The sequence below is a fragment of the Roseibium sp. M-1 genome (genome assembly GCF_054515675.1).
The window spans coordinates 4,720,653-4,744,932 of sequence record NZ_CM137257.1; the positions used below are offsets into that span (position 1 = coordinate 4,720,653).

Sequence of the window (24,280 nt, forward strand, 5' to 3'; positions counted from 1 at the left end):
TATTCATGGGAGCTAGTGCAATGGCGAACCTTCGCGGGCGTTTTTTGAAAGGCGTCAGCCTCGCAGTCCTGTTCGGCCTCGGGGCCGTGCCGGCGGCGCAGGCAGCATATTTCGAGCGCATCAACACATTCCCGGTCTACAAGACCCTGCCTGAAGGCATCGATCCGGCAACGGAGACCGTCGCCGAGATCATCTACGCCTCGAAGGATGGCCGCACCCTCGTCTTCACCGACAGCCCGGGCGACGCCATCGTGTTCGTCAATGCGGCCAATCCGCTGAACCTGCAGCCGCTCGGCCGCACCGCGCTCGGCGGCGAACCGACCTCCGTCGCCGTCGGCGAAACGCTCGCTTATGCCGGCGTCAACACGTCCGAAGACTATGTCAACGCCTCCGGTCATCTGGCGGTCATCGCGCTCGACGGCCTCGGCATCACCGCCAAATGCGATGCCAAGGGCCAGCCGGACAGCGTCGCCATCTCGCCGGACGGCAAGTTCGTTGCCATCGCGATCGAGAACGAGCGTGACGAAGAGCTCAATGACGGCGTCATCCCGCAGATGCCGGCCGGTCACCTGGCCATTTTCGACCTCGACGACACCGGCGCTCCGACAAACTGCGATGCGGTCCGCATCGTCGACCTGACGGGTCTCGCGGAGGTTGCCCCGGAAGATCCGGAGCCGGAATTCGTTTCCATCAACTCCAGGAACCAGGTTGTCGTCACCCTGCAGGAAAACAACCACATTGCCGTTGTCGATCTGGCTTCAGGTGAAGTCGTGTCGCATTTTTCTGCCGGTGCTGCTTCCGCAGAAAACATTCCGGTTTCCAAGGCGCGCATGAGCGATGCCTCCGGCTCGACCGAAAATGTCCTGCGTGAACCGGACGGTGTTGCGTGGATCGACGACGAGCGCTTCGTCACTGCCAACGAAGGCGATTATGAAGGCGGCTCGCGCGGCTTTACCATCTGGAACACCAAGGGCGAGGTGCTCTTCGACAGCGGCAACCAGATGGAACACCTGGCCATGGCCTATGGCCACTATCCGGCCAAGCGCGCTTCCAAGAAGGGTACCGAGCCGGAAGGCGTTTCGGTGGGTGAATTCGGCGGAGACACCCTGATCTTCGTGAATTCCGAACGCGGCAACTTCGTCGGCGTCTTCAAGGATACCGGCGGCACGCCGGAATTCGTCCAGTTCCTGCCGACCCATGTCGGTCCGGAAGGTTCCGTGACGATCCCGAGCCGCGATCTCTTCGTGGTCGCAAACGAGGTCGATAGCGCGGACGACGCGCTCCGCGCCCAGGTGTCCCTCTACAAGTTTGGCGCCGAAGCTCCGTCCTATCCGATGGTTGCCTCCGTGATCGACCCGGAAAAGGGCGCTCCGATCGGCTGGGGTGCGCTTTCCGCTCTTGCCGCAGATCCGGCGGACGCGAACAAGCTCTATGCGATCAGCGACAGCTTCTATGACGATGCCCGCATCTACACCCTGGATATCGCATCCAAGCCGGCGCAGATCACGTCCTATGTCACCGTTCACGGCGGCAAGCAGGCCAAGCTCGACCTGGAAGGCATTTCCATTGCCAGGGACGGCGGCTTCTGGCTGGCTTCCGAAGGCAATCCGGAAAAGGAAGACCTGCAGCACCTTCTCCTGAAGGTCGGTGCAGATGGTGCCGTGCAGGAAGAAATCACCCTGCCGGAAGAGCTGAACGCCCAGTCCGCCCGCTTCTCGTTCGAAGGCGTTGCCGAGTTCGAAATGGACGGCAAGACACTTGTCGCGGTTGCCGTTCAGCGCGAATGGAAGGACGATCCGAAGGGCATGGTGAAACTGGCCATCTACAACCCGGCCGACAAATCCTGGGGCTTCGTCCACTACCCGCTCGACAAGCCGCTCAGCGCAGCCGGCGGCTGGGTGGGCCTTTCCGAAATCGTCTCCATGGGCAACGGCAAGTTCGCCATCCTGGAGCGCGACAACAAGGGTGGCGAAGACGCGGCCATCAAGCAGATCACGACGATCTCGCTCGAAGGCGTGACCCCGGCTGCCTACGGCTCGGAGCTGCCGGTCGTTCAGAAGCAGTATGCCATGGACATCCTGCCGGCTCTGGCGGAAGGCAAGGGCTGGATCCTGGACAAGCCGGAAGGCCTGACGATCACGGCAGACGGCCGCCTGATCCTGGTGACCGACAATGACGGTGTTGACGACGCCCCGGGCGAAACCCGGCTGATCGACCTCGGCCCGGCATCGCGCCTCAACTAAATCAAGCTTCAAGATCTCCCAGGACTTGAGCGAGGGCCCGGCGGCTTCAGGCTGCCGGGTCCTTTTGTTCCGGTTGCCTGTCTGTTTCAGGCAAGCCCGCCGGAAGGCCGCCTGAAGATGTGCCAGAGAGCCGCAAGGGTGTGGATGCCGGTGAGCACCGCCAGCACGAAAGCTGCCGCATGATGCAAGTTCCTGGGCGGCAAGGGGGCCAGGTCCGTTAGACCGGTCAGACCGCCGAATATGATGAAGGGAAGGATCCCCGAAATCAGGATCATGCCTGCGCCGCTGACCAGCAACAAAAGCGGGATCAGTCTCAAGACGGCATGAACAAGAGCGGCGGCGGCGGCTTGCGTCCGGGAGAGCGGTTTGAAGACAGGTGCCGGAGCTCCCCTGGCGATCCACTGGATGACCCGAAACAGAGCGAGAAGTCCGGCGGCGGCTCCGAGCACAAGATGCGCCCGCAGCAGGTTGAGAGAAAACATCCCGCTGTTGGTCAGGGCATAGCCCGTTGCCAATGCGGCAAGGACAAGGGCTGCGACCGTCCAATGGAGCCAGCGCCCGATTTTTGGAGTTCGCGCCGTCATCATTCCTCCTCCCGGATAACCCGGTAAAGCGACGCGTGAAAGACCGTGTCCCCGAAGCCGGCCGTTATGCCGCTGGCAACGAGTGCTGCGATGGCGGCCTGATACGCTGCCGGGGTTTCCCATTGCGCGACATTGATCAGCTGGAACCGGGCGGATGGTGAGAGGGACTGATGCAACCGGGTTGAAATGAAGCCGGGCTGGATTTTCAGGAAATCGCGGGCTTTTTCCCAGGAGGCAATTGTTTCGCCAAGCCGGTCTTCGGGTACTTCAAATGCGTTGATCAGGACCGCGGGTTGATGCGTTGAGGTGTCGGTTGCCATTGCTGCTACTCCAAAATTCGTTGTGAAAAGTGCGAGCGCGCCGATCAGGAGGCCGCGCCGGTTCAGGATCTTCTGCAGGTCTTTCTCATTTATATAGCAAGCTATGTTTTAATATATAGTTTGCTATCTATCGTATATGCAAGGGATGCGTTTCGAAAAAGACACTTCCGCCGGTTATCTCGCCAACCACATGGCCCGCCTCTTCGCCTCGGGCCTTCATCACCGCATCAGGCCACTCGGCCTGTCGCCCGGACAGTTCCCGGCCCTTGTGGCCCTGTGGGCTCAGGAAGGCAGGACGCAGAAGGAGCTGGTCGAACTGCTCGACGTCGAGCAGGCGACACTTGCCAATACGCTCGCGCGCATGGAGCGGGACGGATTGATCGTCCGGCGGGCCAGTGAAGAAGACGGACGGGTGCAGGAGATCTTCCTGACCGAAAAGGCCAGGGCGCTGGAGGAGGCGGCGATTGCGTCCGCTCTTGCCCAGAACGCCGAGGCTTTGAGAGGTTTTACGCCGGACGAAACGAAACTCTTCCTGGAGTTCATGCGCCGGACGATTGCCGCGATGCAGGCAGCAGATGCCGGCCGCTCTCCCGGTTCCTCTGAATGAGCGCCAGTCTCCTGGGCCTTTTCGGGATCTCTTTCCTGGCGGCAACGCTTTTCCCGGCAGGGTCAGAGCTCGGCCTCTCCGGCCTGATTGCCGCCGGCACGGACCCGGTGATCGTGCTCGTTGCCGTCGCCAGCCTCGGCAACACGCTCGGTTCGATGGTGAACTGGGGTCTGGGACGCGGCGCGGCGGCCTTTTCGGATGCACCCTGGTTTCCGGTGAAGCCGGAAAAACTGGAAAAAGCGACCGGCTGGTATCATCGCTATGGCCGCTGGAGCCTGCTTCTAAGCTGGATGCCGGTGATCGGCGATCCCCTGACGCTTGCGGCCGGGGTCTTGAGGGAACCTCTGTGGAGCTTCACGCTTCTGGTCGCCTTCGCCAAGACGGCAAGATATGTGATTGTCGCATTGCTCACGCTGCAGGTTCTTTGAACCGGCTGCGAGCTCCAAGGCAGTACCCGGCCGTTTCCGGCCGGGTAGAATGCTGGAAAGGTCAATCCTTGGCCCGGTACTCGGGCGGCATCACGAAGACCTCGTCGGCACGGCCATAGCCGCCGTCCTTGATTTCTTCGACGAGCACCATTGTGGTTGGCCGGACGATCTCGCCGAAGAAACTGACCATCAATTCGGTTGTCTTGTGGATCAGGTCTTCCTTCTGAGCCGTCGTGAGCGAAGCCTCGGGCAGCTTGTAATTTGCAAAGGGCATTCAAATCTCCTTGGTTGGGATTGTCGTAGGTCAGATGATGCCGCCGTTGGCGCGCAGGGTCTGGCCGTTGATCCAGTCGCCGTCGGGGCCCGCCAGAAAGGCGACAGTGGCGGCGATGTCGTCGGGTTGGCCGAGGCGGCCGAGCGGGTTCGATCGCCGGATGGTCTCGACCAGCTCAGGAGGCTTTCCGGCGAGGAAGAAGTCCGTCTCGACCGGACCGGGTGCGACTGCGTTGACGCGGATACCGCGGTTCCCGAGTTCCTTTGCCAGAACCTTCGTCATGGCCTCGACGGCCGCCTTGGTGGAGGCGTAAAGACCGTAATTCGGCTGATAAAGACCGACGACGCTGGAAGAGAGGCTGATGATGCGGCCGCCGTCCTCGATGCGGTTTGCCGCCAGGCGCATGCCGCGGAAGACACCGCCGAGATTGACTGCAAATTGCCGCTCGAAGGCTTCATCGCTGGCATCGGCGATGGTCGTGTTGCGCATGGTGCCGGCATTGTTGACGAGGACGCCGACCGGACCGAAAGCCCTTTCGGCCGCATCAAACAGCCGTTCATGGGTCGCCGGTTCCGAAACATCGCCCTGGACTGCGATCGCCTTGCCGCCTTCATCTTCAAGGCTTTGCACAAGAGCCGCTGCGGCGGCTGCGTTGCTGCCATAGTTGATCACCACCTGAAACCCATCCCGGGACAGTCGGCGGGCGATGGCCGCACCGATCCCTTTGCTCGCGCCGGTGACGATGGCCGTGCTGAGGTCTGGTGTCATTCAAGTCTCCTTCTCGCTTTTCTTGAAGATAGCGAGGCGGAAACCTCGGATAATTGCGCTTTTATTGAAAAGATAATCCGGATAATACGAACAAATGTATGGACGGTTTGACGCAATGCAGCTCTTTGTTCGGGTGGTCGAACGCGGCAGCTTCACCGCCGCGGCAGCAGACCTGAACCTGCCGCGGTCCACGGCAACCGATGTGATTCAGCGCCTCGAACGCGATCTCGGCTGCCGGCTGTTGGACCGCACCACCCGACACGTGTCGCCGACACCGGACGGCGAAGCCTATTACCGGCGCTGCGTCGCAATCCTCGCCGATGTGGAAGAGGCGGAAGGAGCCCTGCGCGGGCACGAGCCTTCCGGTCACTTGCGCGTGGATGTGCCGGGGCGGCTGACACGCACGTTTCTCCTGCCGCACCTGCCCGGTTTCATGGCCCGCTTTCCGAAGATCGATCTGCAGCTGGGACAAGGCGAGCGTCTGGTCGATCTCGTGCGCGAGGGCGTCGACTGCGTCATCCGGGCGGGCGTGCCTGACGACAGTGGCATGATCATGCGCAAACTGACGGAGATCCCCGAGGTCACTTGTGCCAGCCCGGAATATCTGGCGGCCTACGGTGTGCCCGGGAGGCTCGAGGACCTGCCGGGGCATCAGATGGTCGGCTTTCTGTCGTCTCGAACGGGCTCGGCCATGCCGCTGGATTTTCAGACCCGGGAGGGTGTTCGCGAAGTTTTTCTGCCGAACCGGATCGTAGCCAATGACGCCGAAACGGTTCATCACCTCGCCCGGCTCGGATTCGGCCTGATCCAGGCTCCGCGCTACCGGCTGGCCGACGATCTGCAGAGCGGGGCCCTCGTCCAATTGCTGCCGGACTTTCCGCCAACCTCCCTGCCGCTCGCGGCCTTCTATCCGCAGAACCGGCAGCTCTCGCCGCGTGTACGGGTCTTTGTGGAATGGGCGGCCGCGGTCTTCTCGGCAGCGGAAATCTAGCCGTCACCTGTTTTCCAGCCGGATTTGAGTTGACACACCTTTTTGTCAGATGTATTTAACAAATAAGTTAATTAACAGAGTTGCTAAATAATGCAGTCCTCCTCCGATCCTCTCAGTGTCACCCTCTCTGCTCTTGCCGATCCGACCCGGCGGGCGATCCTGGCGCGGCTGTCGCAAGGCGCGGCAACCGTGAACGAGATCGCCGAACCTTTCGACATGTCCCTGCCGGCAGTGTCTCGGCACCTGAAGGTTCTGGCAACTGCGGGGCTGATTTCCAGGGGAAAGGAAGCGCAGTGGCGTCCCTGCCGGCTGGAGACCGCACCGCTGCAGGAGGTTGATGGCTGGCTGGAACGCTACCGCCGTTTCTGGAGCGGAAGCTTCGACCGGATGGAGGATTATCTGGCGGAGCTGACTACGGGTGACCCGGAAGGAGACAAACAATGATCGAGCTGCGGCAGGACGAATTGCTGATCGAGCGCACGTTCGATGCGCCTCTGGTGCTCGTATTCCGGCTCTGGCAGGAGCGCGATCACATGATCCGCTGGTGGGGCCCGGAAGCCTTCACCACAATCGAATTCGACTGGAAACTGACACCCGGCCATGCCTGGTCGGGGGCAATGACGTCGAAGGAATACGGATTGTCCCGGTTTGCGGGTGTCATCCGCAAGGTCGAGCCCAAGAAAAGCATCGTCTTCACCTTCCAGTGGGTCGGAAATGACAGCGATACGCCGGAAACCCTGGTAACCGTCCAATTCTCCGAGAGAGACGGAAAGACGCTTCAATCGTTCCATCAGTCGCCCTTCGAGACGGTCGCCTCGCGCGACAGCCACATTGGCGGATGGAACTCCCTGTTCAACAAGCAGCAGCTTTATGCCGAAAACATCGCCATCGCGATGCAGAATGGAGTTTCGCTATGATTACGTTGACGACCTACAAATGGGTGCCGGATTTTGCCGCCCCGCTTATGCGTGCTTTCCGCATCCGGTGGGCACTGGAAGAGGCGGGACTGCCATATGAGGTTCGCCATGTCGAGCTTGGGCCCGAGCAGCGTTCACCGGGACATCTCGCCCGTCAGCCCTTCGGACAGGCTCCCGCGATCGAAGAGGACGGCCTGATGCTGTTCGAGAGCGGCGCAATCGTCTTGCATATCGCAGAGAGAAGCGAGGTGCTGCTGCCGAAAGAACCGCACGGGAGAGAGCGGGCAATCGCCTGGCTGATTGCCGCCCTGAATTCGGTTGAGATCGTCGTGCAGGAACTTGGCGGCATCGACTTCTTCCATGCGGACGAAGCCTGGGCCAAGGAACGGCGACCGCAGGTGTTGGAGTTTCTGCGGGACCGGCTGGAACTGCTGCAACGCGCGCTCGGCAGCAAGGAGTATCTGGAAGGACGCTTTACTGTAGGCGATCTCATGATGGCGGACGTACTGCGCATTCTCGACCAGAGCAACGTCCTGAGCGAGTTCCCGGAGCTGCTGGCTTACAAGAAACGCTGCGAGGCGCGGCCCGCCTTCCAACGGGCAATGGAAGCCCAACTGGCGGATTTCCGGCAGGCCGCATAGGCGGCCGGAGTGACCTTTCCGACCGTCGGCTAACTCGAGAAGTGCTCGATCAGGTCCCACTTGTTGCCGAAGGGGTCCTCGAAAACGGGAACCTTGCCGTAGGCTTCGGTGCGCGGGGTCTCGAGAAACGTGACACCGGCAGCTGTCATGGCCTTGTGGTCGCGGTCGAAATCGTCGGTGTTCAAGAACAGGAATACCCGGCCACCAGCCTGGTTGCCGATCGCCGCTTGCTGGCCATCACCCTCGGCCTTGGCCAGGAGAAGACGGGTTTCGCTGCTGCCTTTCGGCGCGACCAGTACCCAGCGCTTGCCGCCGCCGAGATCCGTGTCGCCAATCAGGTCGAAACCCAGTTTGCCGGTATAGAAGGCAATGGCGGCGTCATAGTCCGGTACGACGAGCGCAATCGCCCCGATTTTCTGTTTCATGGTTCAACCTGCAGATCCGTCTGCCGGTCTTATAGAGAGCCGCGCGAGGGATGTCGCGCGGCAATTGGAGGCCGGGCGGCCGGCCTTTACGCAGCCAGCCGCTCGTCGCCGGTCTCCTCCTGCAGCCAGACCTGTGCGGCGAGGAAATCGTTGACGGCCTGGCTGAGCGTATCGCTGACGTCGGACAAGGCGATGGACAGTTGGTCGATCTCGCCGGAGCTCGACCGCGTGGCATCGATGGAGTCCTGCAGGCCGGCGACATTCTGCGCCGCCCGGGTACTGCCGTCGGCGGCCATCGACATGGACTTGCTGATTTCGCCTGTCGCGGCTCCCTGTTCCTCGACGGCCGAAGCAATGGCGGTCGTCACTTCCTGGACACTGTCCATCTGGCTGCCGATGGAGCGGATGGCATCGACGGCGCGCTGTGTGGAGCTTTGAACGGCCGAGACCTGCGAGGCGATCTCGTCCGTCGCCTTTGCCGTCTGGGTAGAGAGTTCCTTCACCTCGGCTGCGACCACGGCAAATCCCTTGCCTGCTTCGCCTGCCCGGGCAGCCTCGATGGTGGCGTTCAGTGCCAGGAGATTGGTCTGCTCGGCGATGTCGCGGATCATGCTGATCACCGCGCCGATCCGTTCCGCGGCGCCTGCCAGAGCCGTCACATCCCGGTCGGTCGACTGGGCAGCTTCCGCCGCGGCTTCCGTGATGACCAGCGCCTTGCTGGTATGCTGGTTGATTTCCTCGATCGAGATGCGGAGCTGCTCGGCGGCGACTGCCGAGGCCTGGACGCTTTCGTCGGACTGGCGCGAGGCAGCCAGAGCGCCTTCCGCGTCGCCCGAGGCCGAGCCGGCGGTGGTCACCAGCAATTCGGAGGTTGTGCTCATTGTTGCGCTCAGGCTGGAAATCCGGTCCTGAACTTCGGAGATACGGGCCTTGAACGTGTTCACGAGCCGGTCGATCTCTGCTCGGCGGGCATCTTCGGCCTGGCGACGGCCTGCGGCCGCCTCCGCATTGCACCGGACTTCCACCGCATTGTCCCGGAAGATCGAAACGGCACGCTTCATGTCGCCGATCTCGTCGGCCCGTTCCGTTCCGTCGATCCGTGTGTCCAGCCTGCCATCGATGAGGTCGCGGATGTTGCGGATCAGGTCTCCGAGCGGCCGGGTGATCGACCGGGCAAGGCCGCACCCGCCGGCAATCGCCAGAGCGAAGAGCACGAGACCGGCGGCGGCCATCCAGAAGCGGAGGCTTGTGAGGGGGGCCATGGCCTCCTGTTCTTCCTGCATGGCAAGCACCGCCCAGGAGGTGCCGAGGAAATCGAGCGGATAGCCGGCCTGGGCAAAATCCGCTGACCTGTGGCTCGTACCAGAAAAGATCACCGGCTTGCCGCTCAAGGCCTGCGTCGCGGCCTCGTCACTGATCCGTGTGGCGAGAATGTCGTTGGTATCTGTAAAGCGGCTGTCGTTGCGCAGCAGTCCGTCCGTGCCGACGATGACGGTCTCTCCCGTGGTGCCGAGGCCGGCAGTGCGGCTCATGATAAGGTTGATGCGGTCGATCGGCATCTGAAAGGCGAGCACACCAATCGGCTTGCCGTCCTGTTCGATGCGCTTGGCGATGAAGCTGGCCGGAGCGCCGTGGCTTGGCGCATAAGCGTCGAAATCGAAGAACTGGTTGCTTCCCGAAGGGGTGTCGGCCGCTGCGCGAAAGGCCTTGCCGAGATCGGTATCGGTCCAGGGGCCGTTGCCGCGGAAATTGGTGGCAAAGTCCTCTTCCTTGAACACCGTGTAGACGAGGTCTCCTGCCATGTTGAACAGGAAGATGTCGTAATAGCCGCGTTCGGTCAGGAAATCGCGGAACCATGGGTGAAAGCGGGCGTGGGCGCTGTCGTAGCCGGTTCCGGTCTCAGCCGCATCCAGCTTGTGTTTCTGTCCGAGCGGGTTGGGATTGCCGGAAATATAGGCCTGTTTCAGCGCTGTTGCCGGGTCCGCGTCCAGAGCCTGATAGGCCTGGGAAAAAGCGGTTGCAGCCTCCAGCGTGAAGGGCAGGCGGCTGACGATTGTCAGATCGGCCTCAATGGCCCGGAGGTAGTCGGACAGTTCGGTCACCCGGCTCTCGGCAATCGCCTGAAGGCGGTTGCCGGTGAGGTGCCGGATTTCGGATGCGGCAGAGAAATAGCTGCTGAGGCCGATACCTGTTCCGACGCCCAGGGCCACCGCGAAAATGGCGGCCGGGATCTTGTAGCGGATGGACAGTTTATTCCACATGGAACCCTCCAGAATGCAACCAGAGGGTTCCAGAATGAAGTTAATGCCGATTTAAATCAGTGGTTGTCTTGATGCAAAAATAGGCAGAAATATTTGCTTCCTCGGAATGAAAAACGGGAAAAGTTTTCCTGTTTTCTTGTATTTTGTTGTTCTTCAACGGGTTGTGTTAAGTTGCGTCGCGTAAGTTGGAGGGGGAAATTTAACGCGATACTTGGTGTTTTAACAATGTCTATTGTGCGCGTCTGTAAACTGACACATTCGTGTAACTGGCAACATCTACCAGATGGACGGTTTGGGTGATGGTCAGCGTGCGGCCGTCCTCGGACAATTCCCGGTCCGCCTTCATGATGGTGAGCCCGCCGCGCCGGGCTTCCGACACCAGGTTCCGCTCCCCCTGGAACACCAGCCGCATCGCATCGACAAGGCCGCTCTTGCCAAGCCTGGTTTCCGGGCCGTCGGGCACGGCTTCGAAGTCGTCATTGGTGACTTCACCGTCGGCGGACACCTGGTTCATGCTGAAGGCGGCAACGCCGAAGCGGTCCTCGATCTTCAAGGTGGCGCTCTTCGGCGGCTCTCCCTGCTCGAAATCGCTTTCCTCCGTGTCGAGGATCCAGGTGCCGAGAAAGGGGGCGAGTTTTTCTTCGATCATGTGAACTGCGGTGTCTTGAAATGGAAAAGCCGCCACCGGGATAACCGGTGGCGGCTTTGCTTGCAAATGACGATTTCAGATCAGGCGCTGAGAGCGTCCAGTTCGGCGACGATGGCATCGCCCATTTGTGCCGTGGAGACGGTTGCCTGGCCAGGTGCTGCGATGTCCTTGGTGCGCAGGCCCTTGTCGAGCGTGTTGGCGATCGCCTTGTCCAGCTTGTCGGCGGCCTCCACCAGCTCGAAGGAATAGCGCAGTGCCATGCCGAAACTGGCGATCATCGCGATCGGGTTGGCGGCACCGGTGCCGGCAATGTCCGGGGCAGAGCCATGGACCGGCTCATAGAGCGCCTTGCGCTTGCCTGTGACGCCGTCCGGAGCACCGAGCGAAGCGGACGGCAGCATGCCGAGCGATCCGGTCAGCATGGCTGCGACGTCCGACAGCATGTCGCCGAAGAGGTTGTCGGTGACGATGACGTCGAACTGCTTCGGCCAGCGGACCAGCTGCATGCCGCCGGCGTCGGCCAGCATGTGCTCCAGCTTGACGTCCTCGTAGCCGTTCTTGTGGGTCTGGGTGACGACCTCGTTCCACAGCACGCCGGACTTCATCACGTTCCGCTTTTCCATGGACGTGACCTTGTTGCCGCGGGTGCGGGCAAGCTCGAAAGCGACCCTGGAAATGCGCTCGATCTCGTAGGTATCGTAGACCTGGGTGTCGATGCCGCGTTTCTGGCCGTTGCCGAGGTCGATGATTTCCTTCGGCTCGCCGAAATAGACGCCACCGGTCAGCTCGCGCACGATCAGGATGTCGAGGCCTTCGATGACGTCCTGCTTCAGCGAGGAGGCATCGGCGAGGGCCGGGTAGCAGATGGCCGGGCGCAGGTTGGCGAAGAGCTGCATGTCCTTGCGCAGGCGCAGAAGGCCGGCTTCCGGGCGCACCTCATAGGGCACGCTGTCCCACTTCGGACCACCGACGGCGCCGAAGATGACCGCGTCGGCAGCCATGGCCTTGGCCATGTCTTCCTCGGAGATCGACTGGCCATGGGCATCATAGGCGGAGCCGCCAACCAGGCCATCGTCAGTCTCGAAGGACATGCCGCCCTTGTCGTTGAACCAGGCAATGACCTTTTTCACTTCCTGCATGATTTCCGGGCCAATGCCGTCACCCGGCAGAAGCAGAAGATTTTGTGAAGCCATGGACGTTCCATCCCGCATTTTTAAAAACCGATCGCGATGGGTTAGCGCGTCGGCCGCCTGCTTTCAAGGTGAAGCCAGTTGCGAAGAACTCAATCTAGCCGTGGGGAAAGGTCAAGAACCGTAAAAGGCAGCCCTGGTCAGCGAGGCCTATCCCGCCAGCCAGCTCCGCCCGGCCTGCCAGAGGAGGTTCAGCGCGAGCGCCGTCATCACCCACTTGAAGCCGGTCTTGAAGCTCTTCTCGTCCATCCGGCCCAGCAGGCGGCTGCCGGCAAGGGTGCCGAGGAAGCCGCTGGCGATCATCAGGAGGATCAGCCCTGCCCAGGGTGCAAAGGCAAAGCCGAGGGCGCCGAAGGCGATGATCTTGAAGATGTGCATGATCAGTGCGGTGACCGCCTGGTTGGCGACGAAACCGTGGCGGGGCAGGCCGAGTGTGGAGAGTACCGCGCCGCCGATGGGGCCGGCAGCCCCAAAGAACATGGAGAGGAATGTCGAGGCAAAGCCTGCCGCCGCCATCACGCGCTTGCGCGCCTTGCCGAATTTCGGCGTCCTGCCCCAGACCACCCAGAGAACGAAGAGGCCGATACCGCCTTTGAGGACCGCGGAGGGGAGTTCGACGGCAATTGCACCGCCGATTGCCGCACCGAAGACGGCGCCGATTGCGAACCAGAGAGCAATCAGCCAGTCGACATGCTTCAGCTGAACCAGCGCGCGCCCGGCATTGGAGCCGAACTGGACGACACCGTGCACCGGCACCAATGCACTTGCCGGCATCACTGTCGCCATGATCGCGATCAGGGCGACACCGCCTCCGAGGCCGACCGCGGCTGTCAGGGCGGAAGTAAAGAAGCTGAAGAAGACCAGCGCCAGGGAGGCGGCGGGATGAAGCTGATCGGGCAGGAAGAAGCCGGCGAGGTCCGTCATCACGACCATCGCCTGTTGGCGTAGTTGACCGCCTCGCGCACATCCAGTGCCCGGGTCGCATTGCCGCTGCGCAGGTAGAAGACTGAAGCCCGGTTTTCCTCCAGATAGACGGCACGCGGAGCCGCGCTGACGATGACCATGGCGACGTCCTTGCCGTCGACCTTGGCGAAGACCGTGTGCAGATAGGGACAGAGATCGCCGCCGAGCATCTTGGAGACAATCTCGTTGACGGTGCGCTCGAAGGCGTCGAGATCCGGGCTCTTCAGGGTCGCCAGATCTCCGTCGAGGCCGAGCGGCGCGCCGTCGTCATCGACACCGATGAGGAGATTGCCGCCCTCGGCGTTGAAGAAGCCGGCCAGCGTCTTGGCGATGACCTTTTCCAGCGAGCGGTTGGTGCGGTTTTCCTTCAGGTCCCAGCGCAGCGACGACTTGAATTCGACCCGCCGGCTTTCGCCCTTCTTCAGCAGTTCCGGAATGAGCGCGGACTGGTCTTCCCGCAAAGACCGGTAGGCTTCGGATGTGCGCATGTAGTTGCGGGTGAAGATGCCGAAGGCAAGGCCGACAATGGCACCGAGGATGGTGTAGGCGATGGCAACGTCCAGGTGACGCGGCAGCAGAACGAGCCACAGACGCGCGCCGAGGAATTCGAAGAGGTCCGGTGAGCTTTCGGAGAAACGGGCCAGTTCCCACCACACGACGATGAGGTTCAGCGGATGGATCACCAGAACGCCGACAATGGCCCCGACCGCGACATAGGTCGCGAGAAACGGAAGTCTGAACGGGGAAAGCGCCATTATCGAAACCTGAGGACCGCCGGTGGGAGCCGGCGCCAGTATTAAGCGAAAACTTTTCCACCGTCATCCCGGCCAAGCAAAGCGCGAGCCGGGACCGGAGCGGCAGTGGCTCACCGGTCCCGGATCTCCGCTTCGCTGCGTCCGGGATGACGACGGAGAGATGTCTGCTACGCCGCCGCGGGCAGGGCGGTTTCGACCAGTTTCACCCAGTAGGAGCAGCCGACCGGGATGAGGTCGTCGTTGAAGTCATAGGCCGGGTGGTGCAGGCCGGCGCTGTCGCCGTTGCCGGCGAAGATGAAGGCGCCGGGGCGCGCTTCCAGCATGTAGGAAAAGTCCTCGCCGCCCATCATCGGGTCGATGTCGCGGTTGACCTTGCCGATCCCGGCAATGCCCTCGGCGATGCCGGCAGCGAAATCCGTCTGCTCGTCATGGTTGGCGGTGACCGGATAGCCGCGGATGAACTGCAATTCCGCCTTGGCGCCGAAGGCTTCGCCGACGGAGGTGACGATGGCTTCCATGCGGGACTGGGCCAGATCGCGCATTTCCGGGCTGAGCGTGCGCACCGTGCCGCGCAGAAGGACATCCTGCGGGATGACGTTGAAGGCGTTGCCGCCCTGGAACACGGTGACCGAGACCACCACCGAATCGAGCGGATTGGCGTTGCGGCTGGCGATCGTCTGCAGCGCGGTGACGAGGTGGGAACCGACGACGATCGGGTCGATCGTGTCGTGCGGCTTGGCGGCGTGGCCGCCGCGGCCGGTGACGGTGACGCGGAATTCGTCGGTCGCGGCCATGATCGGCCCCTTGCGGATGGCGAACTCGCCGACCGGCATGCCCGGGAAGTTGTGCATGCCGTAGACTTCCTCGATCGGCCAGCGGGTCATCAGCCCGTCCTCGATCATCGCCTTGGCGCCGGCGCCGCCCTCTTCGGCGGGCTGGAAGATAACGACAACGCTGCCGTCGAAATTGCGGGTCTCGGCGAGATACTTGGCCGCACCCAGCAGCATGGCGGTGTGGCCGTCATGGCCGCAGGCATGCATCTTGCCCGGAACCTTGGAGGCATAGGGCTTGCCGGTGATTTCCTCGATCGGCAGCGCGTCCATGTCGGCGCGCAGGGCGATGGTCTTGCCCGTGCCGCCGTTGCGGCCCTTGATCACGCCGACAACGCCCGTCTTGCCGATGCCGGTCGCGATCTCGTCGACACCGAAACTTTCAAGCAGTTCGGCCACCTTGCCGGCGGTGCGCACGGTCTCGTAGAGGATTTCCGGGTTTTCGTGGATGTCTCTGCGCCACGCGGTGATCTCGTCGGCCATATCCGCAAGGCGGTTAACGATGGGCATCAAGGACTCCTGAAACTGGCAACGCCAAGCGATTCTGGGCGGCGCTGGAAATTTGAGAGGCTAACCTATCGCAAGCTGCAAAAAGAGGAAGTGGGCTCGCGGAAAAAGTTATGTTTCCTCCGCAAAGGCGAAAGACGGGTCCCGCAAATGAGGGGTTGCCGGATTATTTTTCCGCCAGACGGAAGACACGCGTGCGTTTGACCTCGTTGTCTTCCAGCGCGCCGACCACCGGAACGCTGTAGGCCGCGAGTTCATCGAGCCGCGCCACCGGCAGGTAGGAACGGCCCGGGTCGCCGACCAGAACATCGATCCCTGCCGCCAGCAGGCGGTCCAGAAAGGCCAGGACCTTGTCGGCCATCGGCTTGTCGTAGAAGACGTCGCCGCAGAAAACAACATCCACCTCGGGAGGGGCACCTGCGGTAATGTCGGCGACTTCGGTCGAAATCTCGACGCCGTTGAGGGCCGCGTTGAGTTTGGTTGCCGTCAGTGCGAAGGCGTCGATGTCGACCGCATGGCAGGAAGCCGCGCCCGCCTTCATGGCGGCAATGCCGACGAGGCCGGAGCCGCAGGCAAAATCGACGACGCGCTTGCCGGCGACCAGTTCGGGCGTGTCCAGCACATAGCGCGCCAGGCCCTGCCCGCCTGCCCAGGCAAAGGCCCAGAAGGGGGGAGGAAGACCGAGTTCACCCAACTCGTCCTCGGTTTTCTGCCACAGATCCATGGCCTCGTCGGCGACATGGAGGGATATTTCCTCTGCATGCGGCACCGGTTTAACCTTGGTTTCCTTCAGGATGAAGGCCACCGGATCCTTGATGAGGCTCATTCAGGCGGAGTCTTTCAGAAGAGGCTTCAGACTGTTTCTTCAGGCAGGCTCTTTCAGGCCACCCATCTCGCAGACAACCTTCCACTCGTCTTCGGTGACAGGCTGCACGGACAGGCGCATGGAGGTGACCAGAGACATCTTTGCAAGGCGCGGCTCGGCTTTAACATCCGCCAGGGTCACGGGCTTCGGCATGTCGCGGACGGCCTTGAAGTCCACGCATTCCCAGCGTGGATCGTCGGTGGTGCTGTCCGGGTGAATTCCGCTGCAGACCTCGACGATGCCGACAACTTCCTTGCCGATATTGGAGTGGTAGAAGAAGGCCTTGTCGCCGATTTCCATCGCCCGCATGTTGTTGCGCGCCTGGTAATTGCGGATGCCGTCCCACTGTTCGCCCTTGTCGCCGCGGGCCTTCTGCTGTTCCCAGGACCACTTATCCGGCTCGGACTTGATCAGCCAGTACTGCACTTATTTGGCCTCCGGGTTCTTGATCGCCCAGTTCCACGGGCGGATCTCGACGCTGTCGAAAAGGCCGGCGCGGGCATAGGGGTCTTCCTGGGAGATGGCCAGGATCTCGTCCCGGTTGGAGGCCTCGATCACCACCAGCGACCCGGTCATGTTGCCGTCATCGTCCAGGAACGGACCGGCCGCCTTGAGGCTGTCGCCGAGGCCTTTGAGGAACTCGATATGGTCCGCGCGGTTTTCGAGACGCGTCTGCAGGGCACCGGGCTTGTCGGTGCAGATCAGGGCATAAAGCATTAGGGATCCCCGGTTTGATCGAATCTGCGTCGAACCTAGGGCCGGGACGGGGCAAACTCAATGGGGGAATGAAAGGACAATCTTCGCCGTCACCCAACTCTCCGTGAGATCCGCCGCTTGATCGGCTTTTCCGGGAACGTGCAGACTTTGCTTCCGGTCTCCCTCCCCCTTGTGGGGAGGGAATAAGGGTGGGGGTCTGACACCTCGATCGAACTACCGCTTCGCGGTTCACCCCCATCCCTAACCCTTCCCCACAAGGGGGAAGGGAACCGGCCACATTTCAGGGCAACTTCAGAATTCAATCACATAGAGTTGGACTCAAAGCCCCGCGGTCTCCGATTTCAGCGGGCGGGCCATCAGGGTGTTGAGGGCGTCGTCGATGGTGAGGTCCTCGTCGATCATCCTTGCGACCGTTGAACAGATCGGCACCTCGACGTCGTATTTTTCGGCGAGCTTCACCGCGACACGGGCCGAATAGGCGCCTTCGGCCAGCTTGCCGCCGGCTGAAATCAGCTCGGAGGCCATGAAGCCTTCACCAAGACGCAGGCCGAAGGAGAAGTTGCGCGACTGGCTGGAGGAGCAGGTCAGTACCAGGTCGCCGAGGCCGGACAGGCCGGTCAGGGTCTCACCCTGCGCACCCATGGCGGTGCCAAGGCGGGAGAGTTCGGCAAAACCGCGGGCAGTCAGCGCTGCCTGGGCGCTGGCGCCGAGCTTGCGGCCGACAACGGCACCGCAGGCAATCGCGAGCACGTTTTTCAGGGCCCCGCCGATCTGGGCGCCGAGGATGTCGATGGAGGCATAGGGCCGGAAACAGGGCGACTGCAGCGCCTCGCAGAGGCTGAGTGCCGTCTTGGCGGAGTTGGCGGCGACGGTCACGGCGGTCGGCAGGCCTCTGGCGACATCATCGGCAAAGCTCGGTCCGGAGAGGACGCCGGGTTCGACGCCGGGTAGTTCCTCGCCCAGGACCTTGGAGAGCAGCTTGCCGGAGGTCTGCTCGATGCCCTTGGCGCACAGAACCACCGGCCCGCGCACCTTGCCCGTTGCCTTCAGGGCCGCAAGCATCGCCCTTGTCGTCTGGGCGGGCGTCACCAGCAGGATGGCATCGGCGTCGGCGACTTCTTCCAGAGCGCCCGTTGCGGCGAGATCCTCGTCGAAGGTGATACCCGGCAGGTAGCGACGGTTCTGACGCTTGGAGCGGATGTCGGAGACGGTGCCGGGATCGCGCGCCCACAGGCGCACCTCCCGCCCGGCCCGGGCTGCGGTCAAGGCGAGAGCCGTGCCCCAGGCGCCGCCGCCAACGACGCCGATAGAACTAATGGCGCCCATCGATCTGCCTTTCCACGCGCGTCCGTAATGTTTCAAGTTGCGCTCCGAAGCCTTCGAAAAAGAGGGTCTCGGCCGGCGCATCCCCTGAGAACAGGTCGATCCAGTGCAGGCGAAACCTTATCGGAGGCCCGCCCGCACTTGGTGACGTTTCAAAGTGTTCCCATTCTGTCGCGGGCTTTTCACGAATGCGACCGTGAAAATGCCGCCGGCGATGCAGGCCGTCGAGACAATCGGGAATATTTTCGAAGAAGTGGTCCTGGTCGGCGAACGATTCGAGCGCGATATCCAACGAAAGTCCGGTCTCCTCGGCAAATTCGCGCCTGGCGCCCTGCAGATAGCTCTCGCCGGGATCAAGCGTGCCGCCAGGAACCTGCAGCCCGACTTCCGGAAAATCCGGCTCCTCGAACACGAGAAGCTCCTCGCCACAGGTGAGATAGACATAGGCCTTGTGGTAAATCCTCATGGTCAAATCCTTGAAATCAAAATGGTTTCAGGCAGCCTTGTCCAGGAGAGACACGCGTTCGCGCAAGCTTGCGAGCGGGGCGCCGAAGGCGGCGAAGAAATTTTCAGGGTCCTGCGCCCGCTCTCCGAAAAGGTCGATCCAGAAAAAGCGGTAGCGAATCGGCACGCCGCCGCTGCTTGGGTGCATTTCGAAGTGCTCCCATTCGTCCCGGGGGCGGTTGCCCAGCCTGACATGATAGTTGCGCCTGATGTGGCGGCCGAGAAGGGGCCGGTCCGGATGCGGCCGGTACTGGCCGACCGGCGGTATCGTTTCGAAAGGGATGTTCTGTGCTGAGAATTGGTCGAAGGCGGCGTCCAGTTCAAGGCCTGTCTCCTCTGCGAATTCCCGCATGGCGCCATGCAGGAAGCTCTCGCCGGGATCGATGGTGCCGCCGGGAACCTGCAGACCGAGCCAGGGCGTATCCGGTTCGTTGAAGACCAGGAGGTCCGTTCCGCAGGTCAGGTAGACATAGGCCTTGTGGTAGACGCGCATCTTTTCAAAACAGCTTCCGTTGGAGTGTCCCGGTTCCTAACAGGCTCCATGGACCTGCAAAAGAGCAAGTTTCCGGATTTAGACCTTGGCGCCCTTCTTGCCGGCGCCCAGTACTCCGGCATTCTCGGAATCCAGCGGCCAGCGCGGGCGCGGCGACAGCGACCGGTCGTCGACGGGACCCAATTGCAGCCGTTCGATGCCCGCCCAGGCGATCATCGCCGCATTGTCGGTGCAAAGCGCCATCGGCGGGGCGACGAAGCGGGCACCGGCAGCGTCCGCTGCAGCAAGCAGGCTTGAGCGGATTTCCTGGTTGGCGGCAACGCCGCCGGCGACAACGATCACCGGCTCGGCATCCGGATGGCGGTTGCGGAAAAGCTCGAGCGCGGATTTCGTGCGGGCGGCCAGAACGTCGGAGACCGAGCGCTGAAAGGCGGCGCAGAGATCGGCGATGGTCTGCTCATTGACCGGTTCCAGCTTCTTTGCCTGGGTGCGGAGTGCTGTCTTGAGGCCGGCGAAAGACATGTCGAGACCCGGCCGGTCGAGCAGCGGCCGCGGCAGCCTGAAGCGGGTTACATCGCCTCTTGCCGCCATTTTCTCCACATGAGGGCCACCGGGATAGGGCAGGCCGAGCAGCTTGGCGGTCTTGTCGAAAGCTTCGCCGATGGCATCGTCGATAGTGGTGCCGAGGCGCTCATAGTCGCCGACACCGCGCACCAGCAAAAACTGGCTGTGGCCGCCGGAGACGAGCAGCAGCAGAAACGGAAACTCCAGATCGTCGGTGAGCCGCGCCGTCAGCGCATGGCCTTCCAGGTGATTGACGCCGACAATGGGTTTTCCGGCCGCCATCGCAATGGCTTTTGCGGTCATGAAACCGACGATGACACCGCCGATCAGACCCGGGCCCGCAGTCGCGGCAACCGCATCGATATCGTCCCAGCCGCAGTCCGCCTCGTGCATCGCCTCGGCGACGATGCGGTCGAGGATCTCGATATGTGCGCGTGCCGCGATCTCGGGCACCACGCCGCCGAATTCGGTGTGTTCGTCGATCTGCGAGCGGATGGTGCTGGAGAGGATCCGTTTCTGCAAAGGCCCGCAGACGACCGCCGCCGCGGTCTCGTCGCAGCTGGTTTCAATGCCCAGAACCGTCAGATTGGTCGCATTGTCTTTCGATTTGACTGAGGTCATTGGTCTAGGTGTGCTTGCCTGTGCTAGGACATGCATCAAACGAAAAACATGCCCGCATTTCTGCCGGGCGTAGCATCTGGACGGTAAACCTTGCAATCAAATCCTTTGCGCATCGGCACCCGGGGCAGCGCGCTGGCGCTGGCACAGGCGCATGAGACCCGTAGCCGGCTGATGGCGGCCCATGGCCTTGCCGAAGACGATTTCGAGATCGTGGTGATCAAGACTTCCGGCGACCAGATTCAGGACCGGCCGCTGTCGGAAGTCGGCGGCAAGGGGCTGTTCACGAAGGAAATCGAGGAAGCGCTGCTGGATGGTCGCATCGACCTGGCTGTGCATTCCTCCAAGGACATGCCGACCGTGCTGCCGGATGGGCTGGCGCTAACGGCGTTTTTGCCGCGCGAAGACGTGCGCGATGCTTTCCTGTCGCCGAAGGCAAAGACGCTCATGGACCTGCCACAGGGCGCTGTCGTCGGCTCAAGCTCGCTGCGCCGCCAGGCGATGATCAAGCGCCTGCGCCCGGACATCGACGTGGTGATGTACCGCGGCAACCTGCAGACGCGTTTGCGCAAGCTGGAAGAAGGTGTGGTCGACGCGACACTGCTGGCCGCGGCCGGTCTGCGCCGTCTTGGCCTCGAAGCCGAAATCACCAGCCTCCTCGATATCGACGCCTTTCTTCCTGCCGTCGGCCAGGGCGCGATCTGCATCGAGAGCCGCGCGGACGACGCGGCAACCCTTGAGAAACTCGCCGCGATCCATGACACAGCGACGCAGATCCGGCTTGACGCGGAGCGGGCCTTCCTGGCCGTTCTCGACGGCTCCTGCCGCACGCCCATCGGGGGGCTTGCGACCATCGACGGCGAGACGCTCAGCTTCCGCGGCATCGTTCTGAAGCCCGACGGCTCCGACGTGCATGAGATTTCCACCAGCGGTCCGGTGAGCGATGCCGTGCAGATCGGCCGGTCCGCCGGCGAAGAACTGAAGGCGCGGATGGGACCGGATTTCCTGCCGGGAGCTTGAAGACCGGATGCGCTTCCTGGTGACACGGCCCCAACCCGATTGCCGGCGTACCGCCGAAGCGTTGCGGGCGCTCGGCCATGACGCTGACGAAGCACCGGTCCTTCAAACCACCGACTGCCTGCCGGACAGGTTCGATTTGGCAGGCGTGACCGCATTGGCCTTTTCCAGCCGCCGGGCGGTCACGCTCCTCTGCACCCATGCCCAGGTTGATGCCTTGAAGTCCTTGCCGGTTTTTACCGTCGGCGACGCAACGGCCGAAGCGTGCCGCAAGGCCGGCTTTGCCACGGTCAGTTCGGCCGCTGGCGACGTTGCAGCGCTTGCCGGTCTGATTCTCGATAATCGGCAGCAGGTCGTGCCCGGCCATGTACTTTATCCCGCCGCAAAGGATAGGGCGGGTGATCTGGAGGGGCGTCTTGCCGCAGGTGGTCTCTCCTGCCATGCGGTCGCCATCTACCGGATGGACCCGGTAACAGCCCTGCCGCTTTCTGTCGTGGAAGCCTTGCAAGCCGGTGCCTATGACGGCGTTCTGATCTATTCCCGGCGCACGGCGGAAGCGTTCAGGGACCTCACGATTGCACATTTGCCCGGCTACAATTTTTGCCACATGCGGGCCTATGCCCTTTCGCCGCAGGCCGCCGCACCCCTATCTAAAGGCTTCGCGGTGCAAGTCGCTGCGGCGCCAACCGAAACGGCGCTCTTCGATCTGGCATTAGCGGAGTGTTAACCAGATCCGGGGGAGTCGTTCTTTTGCGCTGCGCAAAAGTCTTTGCTGCGGCGGTACCGCTTCGCAAAGAGGTGTGTATAGTGAAGGTCTTGGGACCGGCAGGGGTCAGGAGGTGATGAGATGACGACGGACAAGAAATCCCCGGGCGGGACATCTTCTTCGGGTGGCAGCGGCGCTTCGGACAAACCGGGCAGCGGGTCCAGCTCGTCTTCAGGCACCCCGCCGAAGCGTCCGGTCACCATCGATCTGACCGCCGAGAAAGTGGATGCCAAATCCGACGCGGCCGGCACTGCAGGCAGCACGACCTCCGGTTCGACCGCTTCCGGCAGCTCCGGCTCCGGCAGCTCCGGCTCCGGCAGCAGCTCTTCGCCAGGTGGGACATCCTCCAGCAGCACGGGTGCGACGACCGGCAGTTCCTCAGGGAGTTCTTCCGGGAGCACATCTTCTTCGAGCTCCTCTTATGGGTCGAGCCGGCCCGGAAGCACGTCGACACCGTCTTCCTCTTCGACGTCATCGTCCTCGGGCACGCCGGGTTATTCCTCCTCGAGCGCGGCATCAGCGAAGTCGGCCGGGACGGAACCCAAGTCCTCGACGGCGTCTTCCACCGGCACATCCGGGTCGACGGCCTCAACGTCTTCGTCTTCGAGCAAACCCTCTTCGTCCGCGACATCGAGCAGTTCAAGCAGTTCGCGCCCGTCCGGCTCGACGACCTTCTCCAATCCGCCGGCCGCGGAAGACCGCGGAGGGGTCGGTGCCTTCGGCGTGCTGATCGCAGCCGTTATCGGCGGCATCCTCGTTCTTGGCGGCGGCTTCGGTCTTTATCAGGCGGGTATCGTCAAGCTCAATCCGGAGCCGAACCAGCAGATCACCAGCGCCCTCGGCGCAGCGGAGCGCAAGATCGCCGATCTGGAAAAACAGCTTGGCGATATGAGCCAGACGGTCTCCAGCCAGAACCCCGGCAGCGCGCTCTCGGCGCTGGAAAGCAAGGTCTCCACGCTTGAGGGCGAGGTGCAAAAGGCCACGTCCGCCGACGCGGCACCCGCGATCGACGCGCTGAAGAAGGACGTCGAGAGCCTGCGCAGCGATCTATCCGCCGTTTCCACCGGTGGCGGCGACGGGGCTCCGGCCGATCTCCAGCCACTGGAAAGCCGCCTGACAGCCCTGGAAGACGCTGCGAAATCCCAGTCCCAGGTTGATCTGGCGCCGATCGAAACACGGATCGCCAAACTGGAAACCGATACGACCTCGACGTCCTCGGAAGCCGAGCAGCTGAGCGGTTCGCTCACGGAGCTGAAGACCAGCCTGAGCGAAATCGAAACCCGTCTTTCCAATACCGAAGCGACAGCCAAGGCGGCCCAGACGGCGGTCTCGACCTCGGACGTTTCGCTAAAGACCCTGGCCGACAGCCAGGCGCGGGCAACCGAGACGCTGTCGTCGCTGGCGGCGGATATCAAGTCGGTCGGTGCTGCCAACACGGCAGCACTGGAAGACTTGCGCACCGAACTCGACGTCATTTCCAAGCGGCTTGCCGCTGTCGAGGCGACCATGGGGGATGCGACGGCCCGCGAAGTCGCGGCGCGTGCACTTTCCGTTTCGGCGCTGAAATCGGCGGTCGATTCCGGCCGCCCCTATGAAACGGAACTGGCCGCGGTGAAGGCCGGCTTGCCGGGCGATCTCGATCTCACCGCGCTGGAAGCCAATGCCAAGACCGGTGTCGAGCCCGTTTCGGTCCTGATCGCGCAGTTCCCTCAGGTTGCCGACAAGATCTACCAGACCTTTGCCGAACCGCAGCGTGAGGGCGACGTTCTGGAAAGCCTCCTGTCGAGTGCCAAGTCGATCATTGCCATCCGTGGCGGTGGCGATGCCAGCGGCGACACGCCCGCTGCCGTGCTGCAGCGGATGGAGCTTGCCGTTTCGAACGGCCGGCTGGCCGCGGCGCTGGAAGCCTATCAGGCGCTGCCGGAAGACAGCCAGAAAGTCGGGGCCGACTGGGCAACGCGCGCCAAGGCCCGTGTCGAGGCCGACGCATTGACCGACAAGGCCTCGCAGGAAGTGCTGAATGCGCTGGCCGCCAAAGACAGCTAAGCCGCAGCCGGGCC

Annotated in this window: 30 protein-coding genes; 10 read left to right on the forward strand and 20 right to left on the reverse strand. The window is 62.5% G+C overall.

Features of this window, described 5'->3' with window-relative positions; genetic code table 11:
* Window positions 1–20 precede the first annotated feature (20 nt).
* Window positions 21–2,243 (forward strand): esterase-like activity of phytase family protein, encoded by a 2,223-nt coding sequence (locus ACX3M4_RS21425; protein ID WP_459355006.1) that lies wholly within the window; start codon window positions 21–23, stop codon window positions 2,241–2,243.
* Between the two features lie 86 nt (window positions 2,244–2,329).
* Here the strand turns inward: ACX3M4_RS21425 and ACX3M4_RS21430 are convergent, their stop codons facing one another.
* Both ACX3M4_RS21430 and ACX3M4_RS21435 read right to left on the reverse strand, forming a co-directional pair.
* Window positions 2,330–2,830 carry a cytochrome b/b6 domain-containing protein gene (locus tag ACX3M4_RS21430; RefSeq protein ID WP_459355007.1) on the reverse strand — a complete coding sequence of 167 codons (501 nt, stop codon included), beginning with the start codon at window positions 2,828–2,830 and terminating at the stop codon, window positions 2,330–2,332.
* Complete coding sequence (locus ACX3M4_RS21435; RefSeq protein ID WP_459355008.1) at window positions 2,827–3,147, reverse strand: antibiotic biosynthesis monooxygenase family protein; 321 nt, start codon at window positions 3,145–3,147, stop codon at window positions 2,827–2,829. Before ACX3M4_RS21435 ends, ACX3M4_RS21430 begins: the two co-directional genes overlap by 4 nt.
* A gap of 145 nt (window positions 3,148–3,292) precedes the next feature.
* On the opposite strand from ACX3M4_RS21435, the gene ACX3M4_RS21440 reads away from it, so the two are divergent.
* A complete protein-coding gene (locus ACX3M4_RS21440) occupies window positions 3,293–3,754 on the forward strand; it encodes a MarR family winged helix-turn-helix transcriptional regulator (RefSeq protein ID WP_459355009.1) in 462 nt (153 codons plus the stop codon).
* The gene (locus ACX3M4_RS21445) at window positions 3,751–4,182 is read left to right on the forward strand and encodes a YqaA family protein (RefSeq protein ID WP_459355010.1); all 432 of its coding nucleotides are present in this window, start codon (window positions 3,751–3,753) and stop codon (window positions 4,180–4,182) included. Before ACX3M4_RS21440 ends, ACX3M4_RS21445 begins: the two co-directional genes overlap by 4 nt.
* A gap of 61 nt (window positions 4,183–4,243) precedes the next feature.
* On the opposite strand, the gene ACX3M4_RS21450 is transcribed toward ACX3M4_RS21445, so the two are convergent.
* The gene (locus tag ACX3M4_RS21450) at window positions 4,244–4,456 is read right to left on the reverse strand and encodes a tautomerase family protein (protein WP_459355011.1); all 213 of its coding nucleotides are present in this window, start codon (window positions 4,454–4,456) and stop codon (window positions 4,244–4,246) included.
* A 30-nt stretch (window positions 4,457–4,486) separates the two neighbouring features.
* The gene (locus tag ACX3M4_RS21455) at window positions 4,487–5,224 is read right to left on the reverse strand and encodes an SDR family oxidoreductase (RefSeq protein ID WP_459355012.1); all 738 of its coding nucleotides are present in this window, start codon (window positions 5,222–5,224) and stop codon (window positions 4,487–4,489) included.
* 115 nt (window positions 5,225–5,339) lie between these two features.
* Here ACX3M4_RS21455 and ACX3M4_RS21460 point away from each other — a divergent pair, with 115 nt between their 5' ends.
* From ACX3M4_RS21460 to ACX3M4_RS21475, 4 genes are all read left to right on the forward strand, one after another.
* Window positions 5,340–6,215 carry a LysR family transcriptional regulator gene (locus ACX3M4_RS21460; RefSeq protein WP_459355013.1) on the forward strand — a complete coding sequence of 292 codons (876 nt, stop codon included), beginning with the start codon at window positions 5,340–5,342 and terminating at the stop codon, window positions 6,213–6,215.
* A gap of 90 nt (window positions 6,216–6,305) precedes the next feature.
* The gene (locus ACX3M4_RS21465) at window positions 6,306–6,659 is read left to right on the forward strand and encodes an ArsR/SmtB family transcription factor (protein ID WP_459355014.1); all 354 of its coding nucleotides are present in this window, start codon (window positions 6,306–6,308) and stop codon (window positions 6,657–6,659) included.
* Complete coding sequence (locus tag ACX3M4_RS21470; protein WP_459355015.1) at window positions 6,656–7,132, forward strand: SRPBCC family protein; 477 nt, start codon at window positions 6,656–6,658, stop codon at window positions 7,130–7,132. The genes ACX3M4_RS21465 and ACX3M4_RS21470 overlap by 4 nt, the downstream gene beginning before the upstream one ends.
* Window positions 7,129–7,773 (forward strand): glutathione S-transferase family protein, encoded by a 645-nt coding sequence (locus ACX3M4_RS21475; protein WP_459355016.1) that lies wholly within the window; start codon window positions 7,129–7,131, stop codon window positions 7,771–7,773. Before ACX3M4_RS21470 ends, ACX3M4_RS21475 begins: the two co-directional genes overlap by 4 nt.
* Before the next feature lie 29 nt (window positions 7,774–7,802).
* Here ACX3M4_RS21475 and ACX3M4_RS21480 read toward each other — a convergent pair whose 3' ends face one another.
* The 14 genes from ACX3M4_RS21480 to tsaD all read right to left on the reverse strand — a co-directional run bounded on the left by ACX3M4_RS21480 (window position 7,803) and on the right by tsaD (window position 20,404).
* Window positions 7,803–8,198, reverse strand: a complete 396-nt coding sequence (locus tag ACX3M4_RS21480) for a VOC family protein (RefSeq protein ID WP_459355017.1) — start codon at window positions 8,196–8,198, stop codon at window positions 7,803–7,805.
* Between the two features lie 86 nt (window positions 8,199–8,284).
* On the reverse strand, window positions 8,285–10,459 hold the full coding sequence (locus ACX3M4_RS21485; RefSeq protein ID WP_459355018.1) for a methyl-accepting chemotaxis protein: 2,175 nt from the start codon (window positions 10,457–10,459) through the stop codon (window positions 8,285–8,287).
* Between the two features lie 229 nt (window positions 10,460–10,688).
* Complete coding sequence (locus ACX3M4_RS21490; protein WP_459355019.1) at window positions 10,689–11,108, reverse strand: hypothetical protein; 420 nt, start codon at window positions 11,106–11,108, stop codon at window positions 10,689–10,691.
* Between the two features lie 80 nt (window positions 11,109–11,188).
* On the reverse strand, window positions 11,189–12,301 hold the full coding sequence (gene leuB / locus ACX3M4_RS21495; protein WP_459355020.1) for a 3-isopropylmalate dehydrogenase: 1,113 nt from the start codon (window positions 12,299–12,301) through the stop codon (window positions 11,189–11,191).
* Window positions 12,302–12,448: 147 nt separating this feature from the next.
* Window positions 12,449–13,222: a sulfite exporter TauE/SafE family protein gene (locus ACX3M4_RS21500; RefSeq protein WP_459355021.1), complete on the reverse strand. Its 774-nt coding sequence runs from the start codon at window positions 13,220–13,222 to the stop codon at window positions 12,449–12,451.
* Complete coding sequence (locus ACX3M4_RS21505) at window positions 13,222–14,016, reverse strand: AlbA family DNA-binding domain-containing protein (RefSeq protein WP_459355022.1); 795 nt, start codon at window positions 14,014–14,016, stop codon at window positions 13,222–13,224. Before ACX3M4_RS21505 ends, ACX3M4_RS21500 begins: the two co-directional genes overlap by 1 nt.
* 167 nt (window positions 14,017–14,183) lie before the next feature.
* Window positions 14,184–15,356 (reverse strand): M20 aminoacylase family protein, encoded by a 1,173-nt coding sequence (locus ACX3M4_RS21510; protein ID WP_459355023.1) that lies wholly within the window; start codon window positions 15,354–15,356, stop codon window positions 14,184–14,186.
* 163 nt (window positions 15,357–15,519) lie between these two features.
* Window positions 15,520–16,179 carry a class I SAM-dependent methyltransferase gene (locus ACX3M4_RS21515; protein WP_459355024.1) on the reverse strand — a complete coding sequence of 220 codons (660 nt, stop codon included), beginning with the start codon at window positions 16,177–16,179 and terminating at the stop codon, window positions 15,520–15,522.
* A gap of 39 nt (window positions 16,180–16,218) precedes the next feature.
* Window positions 16,219–16,644 (reverse strand): EVE domain-containing protein, encoded by a 426-nt coding sequence (locus ACX3M4_RS21520; protein WP_459355025.1) that lies wholly within the window; start codon window positions 16,642–16,644, stop codon window positions 16,219–16,221.
* The gene (locus tag ACX3M4_RS21525) at window positions 16,645–16,935 is read right to left on the reverse strand and encodes a YciI family protein (RefSeq protein ID WP_459355026.1); all 291 of its coding nucleotides are present in this window, start codon (window positions 16,933–16,935) and stop codon (window positions 16,645–16,647) included.
* A 318-nt stretch (window positions 16,936–17,253) separates the two neighbouring features.
* Window positions 17,254–18,261 carry an NAD(P)H-dependent glycerol-3-phosphate dehydrogenase gene (locus ACX3M4_RS21530; protein WP_459355027.1) on the reverse strand — a complete coding sequence of 336 codons (1,008 nt, stop codon included), beginning with the start codon at window positions 18,259–18,261 and terminating at the stop codon, window positions 17,254–17,256.
* Window positions 18,248–18,724, reverse strand: a complete 477-nt coding sequence (locus ACX3M4_RS21535; protein ID WP_459355028.1) for an NUDIX hydrolase — start codon at window positions 18,722–18,724, stop codon at window positions 18,248–18,250. The genes ACX3M4_RS21530 and ACX3M4_RS21535 overlap by 14 nt, the downstream gene beginning before the upstream one ends.
* Before the next feature lie 27 nt (window positions 18,725–18,751).
* Window positions 18,752–19,255 (reverse strand): NUDIX hydrolase, encoded by a 504-nt coding sequence (locus ACX3M4_RS21540; protein ID WP_459355029.1) that lies wholly within the window; start codon window positions 19,253–19,255, stop codon window positions 18,752–18,754.
* Window positions 19,256–19,333: 78 nt separating this feature from the next.
* Window positions 19,334–20,404 carry a tRNA (adenosine(37)-N6)-threonylcarbamoyltransferase complex transferase subunit TsaD gene (gene tsaD / locus ACX3M4_RS21545; protein WP_459359481.1) on the reverse strand — a complete coding sequence of 357 codons (1,071 nt, stop codon included), beginning with the start codon at window positions 20,402–20,404 and terminating at the stop codon, window positions 19,334–19,336.
* A 126-nt stretch (window positions 20,405–20,530) separates the two neighbouring features.
* Here tsaD and hemC point away from each other — a divergent pair, with 126 nt between their 5' ends.
* Window positions 20,531–21,457 carry a hydroxymethylbilane synthase gene (hemC, locus tag ACX3M4_RS21550; RefSeq protein WP_459355030.1) on the forward strand — a complete coding sequence of 309 codons (927 nt, stop codon included), beginning with the start codon at window positions 20,531–20,533 and terminating at the stop codon, window positions 21,455–21,457.
* Window positions 21,458–21,476: 19 nt separating this feature from the next.
* Window positions 21,477–22,181, forward strand: a complete 705-nt coding sequence (locus ACX3M4_RS21555; RefSeq protein WP_459355031.1) for a uroporphyrinogen-III synthase — start codon at window positions 21,477–21,479, stop codon at window positions 22,179–22,181.
* Here ACX3M4_RS21555 and ACX3M4_RS21560 read toward each other — a convergent pair.
* On the reverse strand, window positions 22,178–22,621 hold the full coding sequence (locus ACX3M4_RS21560; RefSeq protein WP_459355032.1) for a hypothetical protein: 444 nt from the start codon (window positions 22,619–22,621) through the stop codon (window positions 22,178–22,180). The genes ACX3M4_RS21555 and ACX3M4_RS21560 overlap by 4 nt on opposite strands.
* A gap of 93 nt (window positions 22,622–22,714) precedes the next feature.
* Window positions 22,715–22,900: a hypothetical protein gene (locus tag ACX3M4_RS21565; RefSeq protein ID WP_459355033.1), complete on the reverse strand. Its 186-nt coding sequence runs from the start codon at window positions 22,898–22,900 to the stop codon at window positions 22,715–22,717.
* 43 nt (window positions 22,901–22,943) lie between these two features.
* On the opposite strand from ACX3M4_RS21565, the gene ACX3M4_RS21570 reads away from it, so the two are divergent.
* Window positions 22,944–24,266, forward strand: a complete 1,323-nt coding sequence (locus tag ACX3M4_RS21570) for a COG4223 family protein (protein ID WP_459355034.1) — start codon at window positions 22,944–22,946, stop codon at window positions 24,264–24,266.
* Window positions 24,267–24,280: the final 14 nt, after the last annotated feature.

Coding starts and splice junctions, on each gene's coding strand:
- ACX3M4_RS21480 (WP_459355017.1), bottom strand. CDS start 8,198: ATGAAACAGAAAATCGGGGCGATTGCGCTCGTCGTACCGGACTATGAC.
- leuB (WP_459355020.1), bottom strand. CDS start 12,301: ATGGCTTCACAAAATCTTCTGCTTCTGCCGGGTGACGGCATTGGCCCG.
- ACX3M4_RS21460 (WP_459355013.1), top strand. CDS start 5,340: ATGCAGCTCTTTGTTCGGGTGGTCGAACGCGGCAGCTTCACCGCCGCG.
- ACX3M4_RS21515 (WP_459355024.1), bottom strand. CDS start 16,179: ATGAGCCTCATCAAGGATCCGGTGGCCTTCATCCTGAAGGAAACCAAG.
- ACX3M4_RS21475 (WP_459355016.1), top strand. CDS start 7,129: ATGATTACGTTGACGACCTACAAATGGGTGCCGGATTTTGCCGCCCCG.
- ACX3M4_RS21530 (WP_459355027.1), bottom strand. CDS start 18,261: ATGGGCGCCATTAGTTCTATCGGCGTCGTTGGCGGCGGCGCCTGGGGC.
- ACX3M4_RS21465 (WP_459355014.1), top strand. CDS start 6,306: ATGCAGTCCTCCTCCGATCCTCTCAGTGTCACCCTCTCTGCTCTTGCC.
- ACX3M4_RS21540 (WP_459355029.1), bottom strand. CDS start 19,255: ATGCGCGTCTACCACAAGGCCTATGTCTACCTGACCTGCGGAACGGAC.
- ACX3M4_RS21445 (WP_459355010.1), top strand. CDS start 3,751: ATGAGCGCCAGTCTCCTGGGCCTTTTCGGGATCTCTTTCCTGGCGGCA.
- ACX3M4_RS21505 (WP_459355022.1), bottom strand. CDS start 14,016: ATGGCGCTTTCCCCGTTCAGACTTCCGTTTCTCGCGACCTATGTCGCG.
- ACX3M4_RS21470 (WP_459355015.1), top strand. CDS start 6,656: ATGATCGAGCTGCGGCAGGACGAATTGCTGATCGAGCGCACGTTCGAT.
- ACX3M4_RS21430 (WP_459355007.1), bottom strand. CDS start 2,830: ATGATGACGGCGCGAACTCCAAAAATCGGGCGCTGGCTCCATTGGACG.
- ACX3M4_RS21535 (WP_459355028.1), bottom strand. CDS start 18,724: ATGAGGATTTACCACAAGGCCTATGTCTATCTCACCTGTGGCGAGGAG.
- ACX3M4_RS21435 (WP_459355008.1), bottom strand. CDS start 3,147: ATGGCAACCGACACCTCAACGCATCAACCCGCGGTCCTGATCAACGCA.
- ACX3M4_RS21510 (WP_459355023.1), bottom strand. CDS start 15,356: ATGCCCATCGTTAACCGCCTTGCGGATATGGCCGACGAGATCACCGCG.
- ACX3M4_RS21440 (WP_459355009.1), top strand. CDS start 3,293: ATGCGTTTCGAAAAAGACACTTCCGCCGGTTATCTCGCCAACCACATG.
- ACX3M4_RS21525 (WP_459355026.1), bottom strand. CDS start 16,935: ATGCTTTATGCCCTGATCTGCACCGACAAGCCCGGTGCCCTGCAGACG.
- ACX3M4_RS21490 (WP_459355019.1), bottom strand. CDS start 11,108: ATGATCGAAGAAAAACTCGCCCCCTTTCTCGGCACCTGGATCCTCGAC.
- ACX3M4_RS21455 (WP_459355012.1), bottom strand. CDS start 5,224: ATGACACCAGACCTCAGCACGGCCATCGTCACCGGCGCGAGCAAAGGG.
- ACX3M4_RS21500 (WP_459355021.1), bottom strand. CDS start 13,222: ATGACGGACCTCGCCGGCTTCTTCCTGCCCGATCAGCTTCATCCCGCC.
- ACX3M4_RS21485 (WP_459355018.1), bottom strand. CDS start 10,459: ATGTGGAATAAACTGTCCATCCGCTACAAGATCCCGGCCGCCATTTTC.
- ACX3M4_RS21425 (WP_459355006.1), top strand. CDS start 21: ATGGCGAACCTTCGCGGGCGTTTTTTGAAAGGCGTCAGCCTCGCAGTC.
- ACX3M4_RS21450 (WP_459355011.1), bottom strand. CDS start 4,456: ATGCCCTTTGCAAATTACAAGCTGCCCGAGGCTTCGCTCACGACGGCT.